6 protein-coding genes and 1 pseudogene are annotated in these 4,012 nt (G+C 57.7%); 2 read left to right on the forward strand and 5 right to left on the reverse strand.

The genetic code is table 11. The features are described from left to right. A pseudogene (locus ACIQ47_RS15020) lies at window positions 1-158 on the forward strand (peroxiredoxin); the annotation flags it as partial. Window positions 159-214: 56 nt separating this feature from the next. Here the strand turns inward: ACIQ47_RS15020 and ACIQ47_RS15025 are convergent. Both ACIQ47_RS15025 and ACIQ47_RS15030 read right to left on the reverse strand, forming a co-directional pair. Next, entirely contained in the window at window positions 215-700 is a 486-nt protein-coding gene (locus tag ACIQ47_RS15025) for a GNAT family N-acetyltransferase (protein WP_396438861.1), read from the reverse strand. A gap of 62 nt (window positions 701-762) precedes the next feature. Next, window positions 763-1,512, reverse strand: a complete 750-nt coding sequence (locus ACIQ47_RS15030; RefSeq protein WP_396438862.1) for a cytochrome b/b6 domain-containing protein — start codon at window positions 1,510-1,512, stop codon at window positions 763-765. A gap of 12 nt (window positions 1,513-1,524) precedes the next feature. Here ACIQ47_RS15030 and ACIQ47_RS15035 point away from each other — a divergent pair, with 12 nt between their 5' ends. After that, window positions 1,525-1,977: a c-type cytochrome gene (locus ACIQ47_RS15035; protein ID WP_396438863.1), complete on the forward strand. Its 453-nt coding sequence runs from the start codon at window positions 1,525-1,527 to the stop codon at window positions 1,975-1,977. 38 nt (window positions 1,978-2,015) lie between these two features. Here ACIQ47_RS15035 and ACIQ47_RS15040 read toward each other — a convergent pair whose 3' ends face one another. The 3 genes from ACIQ47_RS15040 to ACIQ47_RS15050 form a co-directional block, all read right to left on the reverse strand. Next, window positions 2,016-2,543, reverse strand: coding sequence for a TlpA family protein disulfide reductase (locus ACIQ47_RS15040; protein ID WP_396438864.1), 528 nt, complete (start codon window positions 2,541-2,543; stop codon window positions 2,016-2,018). Window positions 2,544-2,646: 103 nt separating this feature from the next. Next, window positions 2,647-3,375 (reverse strand): alpha/beta fold hydrolase, encoded by a 729-nt coding sequence (locus ACIQ47_RS15045; RefSeq protein WP_396438865.1) that lies wholly within the window; start codon window positions 3,373-3,375, stop codon window positions 2,647-2,649. Next, window positions 3,375-4,012: CaiB/BaiF CoA transferase family protein (locus ACIQ47_RS15050; RefSeq protein ID WP_396438866.1), on the reverse strand; the 638-nt coding region annotated here is incomplete at its 5' end. The genes ACIQ47_RS15045 and ACIQ47_RS15050, both read right to left, overlap by 1 nt.

Consider the following 4,012-nt stretch of genomic DNA (forward strand, 5'->3'; position numbering starts at 1 on the left):
GCTTGACGCTGGACCTGACAGCCCGTGGCATGGGTGTGCGCAGCAACCGCTATTCCATGCTGGTCAAAGATGGCAAGGTTGCCACTTTGAATGTGGAAGGTCCAGGCAAATTTGAAGTCAGCGATGCGGCGACGCTGCTGGCACAAGCCAAAGGTTGAATGCCACTGGCCCAAAAAAAGGGACCTTGGGTCCCTTTTTTTGCTTCTTGAGCGGCTCAAGCGATATCAACTTTGAGGTAATGGGCACCCGCGAAGGGGTTGTGATAGTAGGGCGGTATCTCCACAAAGCCCAAGTCTTCGTAAAGGGCCCGGGCTGACTCCATGTCATCCAGTGTGTCGAGCAGGACGCAGCTGTAACCCGCTTTGCGTGCGGCGTCGAGAATGCCTTCCGTCAATTGACGGCCCAAACCCAAACCCCTGAAAGTTGGGCGCACATAGAGGCGTTTCATTTCGGCGGCATTGGAGTAATCAGAACTGTCTAAGGGGCGCAAGGCGCAGCACCCTGCCAAAGCACCGTCCACCCACGCCAACAAGAGTGCGCCGCGAGGCTCGGTGTATTCACCAGGCAAACTTTGCAGCTCGTTGTCGAAACCTTGGAAACACAAATCCACTTTCAGGCTGTCTGCGTACTCCTGAAAGATGGCGCGGGTCAACGCCCAGTCAGCAGGACTGGCCGGATGCTGCAATTGAACGATCGGCATGAACAAGTTGGACTAAAAAAACCAAACCACAGTGTAGCCGCAGGCGAATGGCCACCATGGGCTCAGCTGCCCATGGAGACTATGCCGAAAACAGCCATGGCCGAAACCGACAGCAGCACCACGGCCCAAGCACGGGAGCGGCCATGGTCGGCCGAGGGGACAACCGGATCAGACATGGACTTGTCCCCATGCCACATGGCGGGCACCAGCGACTGGCTTTTTCGCCAGCGGTACCAGACCAAGGCCAACAAATGAATGCATACCAAAAGGATCAAGGTGGTCTTGCCCCACCCTTTGTGCCAACTGGTGGCCAGAGCGACCCATTGGCCGGAAGCCAGTGAGGACAACGGCCCCATGTTGGCGATTTCATCGTCACTGATGAGACCCGTGCCCACTTGCAAGAACAAAATGAGCAAAAAAGCTATGACTGACCAGGATCCCAAAGGGTTGTGACCCGCAAATTGAGTGAGCCTGTCGCGACCTTGAAGGTAAGCCCAAACGCGCGAAGGACTGATGGGCAGATGTGACCAGCGAGACCAGTACCCGCCAAAAAAACCCCAAAGAACGCGAAACAGCAAAAGTGTCAAAACGCAATAACCCAAACGAAAATGCCACTGCATCGCGTTGCCGCCTATATTGCCCGTGATGACCAGGCCAGTCACACACAACACCAGCCCCCAGTGAAAAAGACGGGTGGGAAGATCCCAGATGCGAACTTGAACCATAAGGACTTTCATGGATGCGGATAAAGCCAAGATGTGAGAAACTGAAGCGCAGTCAGAGCATTGCGCTTTGGCCAACACATATCCCATTTGGAGTTGAACATGAAAACAATGTCAGGTCTTTTTAGCTTGGCCGTGGCGATGGCCGTGACCTTACCTGCTCAAGCGCAGTTTGCCAAGCCAGAGGATGCGGTCAAGTACCGCAAAGCAAGTTTCACGGTGATGTCCGCTCATTTTGGCCGTTTGGGCGCGATGGCCAACGGACGCATGCCCTATGACGCCAAGGCCGCAGCCGAAAATGCCGAAGTCGCGTTGACGCTGTCCAAATTGCCATGGGCCGCCTTTGGTGAAGGGACAGACAAAGGTGACACCCGCGCCAAGCCAGAAATCTGGAAAGAGTCTGCCAAGTACAAGGAAGCGGCAGACAAAATGCAAATTGAAATGGGCAAATTGAATGTGGCGGCCAAGGCAGGCAACATCGACGCCTTGAAAGCTGCTTTTGGTCCAGCCGCAGCGTCTTGCAAAGCCTGCCACGACAACTTCCGCAAAGATTGATGAAGGCTTCCTGAGGAGCGGGCCAACGGGCCTGCTGCTCAGGTTTCGGCCAAGAGTTTTTCAATCAGTTTGTGCAGCTCTGCAAAGTCAGGCGTCCCCACAAAGCGTTTGACGATCTCGCCCTGCTTGTTGACAAGAAACGTGGTGGGTGTGAGTTTGATGTCGCCCCACTCGCGAGCGACCGTGCCCGTGTTGTCAATGGCCACCCCAAAGGGCAGTTGTCGCGATTGGGCGAAATTGACCACATAACTGGGTGGGTCGTAGCTCATGGCCACAGCCAAGGTGACATAGCCGCGGTCTTTGAACTTGTTGTAAGTGGCCACCAGTTCTGGCATCTCGGCCACACAGGTGGTGCAGCTGGTGGCCCAAAAATTCACCAAAGCGACTTTTCCATGCAATTGCTTGGAGGTGATCTTGGAACCATCAAGCAACACAAAGATGGATTCAGGCGCGCGGTCACCGGAGCAGCCCCAAAGGGCCAAAGTCAGGCCCAGTACCCCACTCCAGAACAACAAACGGCGACCCACAAGTCGCAAATTCAAGGGCATGGCCAGCAGGGTTTTCATGGTTGAAAGTTTAATGCGTTTGCCATGCCAGTCGGTATGGGGGCCATTGCGGCTGTCCATTGCAGCCGTTCATCGCGCAGATGCACGCAAGCAGAAGTTGACTTCAAACCAGACCCAGCAAAAGCGCCAACAGACCTTGCGGGTCACTGACCATGGGGTCATGACCGGTGTGCATCTCCAACACTTGTGAGCCCGGCAGCCAAGCACCATCCCAAAATTGGGGGTCCACCATGCGCAGGCGGCTGACATCGATGGTGCCCAAAGGCGGCGAGGTGCAGTTGATGAAGGTGCGCAGCACGCTGGCCACACGTTGCGGATCAAAGTCGAGCACTTGGGTGTAAGGGCCGCCCGGGTGTGGGGTTTGACGTCTTTGTACCCAGGCATGGTCTTCATCGCTCAAGCCAAACACCGAAGGGTCCGGCGCGGGAAAGGCGTACAAGGGATGGGCTTGGGCTGCAGCGATGCGGGCGTTTCGGGTAGCGCTGGCGTGGGTGCTGCTCCAGCTTTCGCCGGGTTTGGGCAGTACCGCGTCCAGATAGACCAGGTGGCGCAAGCGCTCGGGCCTGCGGTCGGCCACGGCGGTGCCCAACATGCCGGCGTACGAATGCACCACCAGAACCACCTCGTCCATTTCTTCGGCATCCATGGCGGCCATCACGTCGGTGATGTGGGTTTCCAGATCAATACTGGGTTGGAGCAGATGGGCGCGCTCACCCACCCCGGTCAGGGTGACGGCATGAGCACGGTGCCCGGCACCCATCAGGCCTGGCAGGACCCGCTGCCAACACCACGCGCCGTGCCAGGCACCATGCACGAGTAAAAAATGCGCCATCAGATCACACCTTTGCCGCGCAGGGGCCCCAGTTTTTCAGCGTTCAAGCCCAAGACTTCTCCCAAAACTTCGGCGGTGTGCTGGCCCAGCATGGGGGGCGGAAAGTCCTGGCGAACAGGGGTGCGGCTCATCTTGATTGGGCTGGCCACCAGCTTCAGGTCGGGTTTGATCGGGTGTTGCCAATCCTGCACCATGCCGCGGGCCTGTATTTGCGGGTCCACAAAGACCTCGCTCAGGGTGTTGATCGCCCCACAAGGCACCTTGGCGGCTTCAAGGGCCGCCAGCCAGTCGGCCTTGGTGCGGGTTTTCAGGATGCCCTCCAGCAGGGGCACCAGGGCGTCGCGGTGGCGAACCCGGTCGGCGTTCAGCGCGTAGCGTGCGTCTTGAACCAGTTCGGGGCAACCCGCCACGGTGCAGAACTTGGCAAATTGCCCGTCGTTGCCGACTGCCAAAATCAGGTGGTCGCGGCAGCCGGGTGCTGAGCCGGTCGGGGCCATGACTTCGAACACCTGGTAGGGCACGATGTTTTGGTGCGCGTTGCCAGCGCGAGCCGGCACTTTGCCACTGACCAAATAATTAGAGCCCAAATTGGCCAGCATGGCGACTTGGGTGTCGAGCAAGGCCATGTCCACTTGCT

The organism is Limnohabitans sp. (genome assembly GCF_044373035.1).
GTDB lineage: Bacteria > Pseudomonadota > Gammaproteobacteria > Burkholderiales > Burkholderiaceae_C > Limnohabitans_A.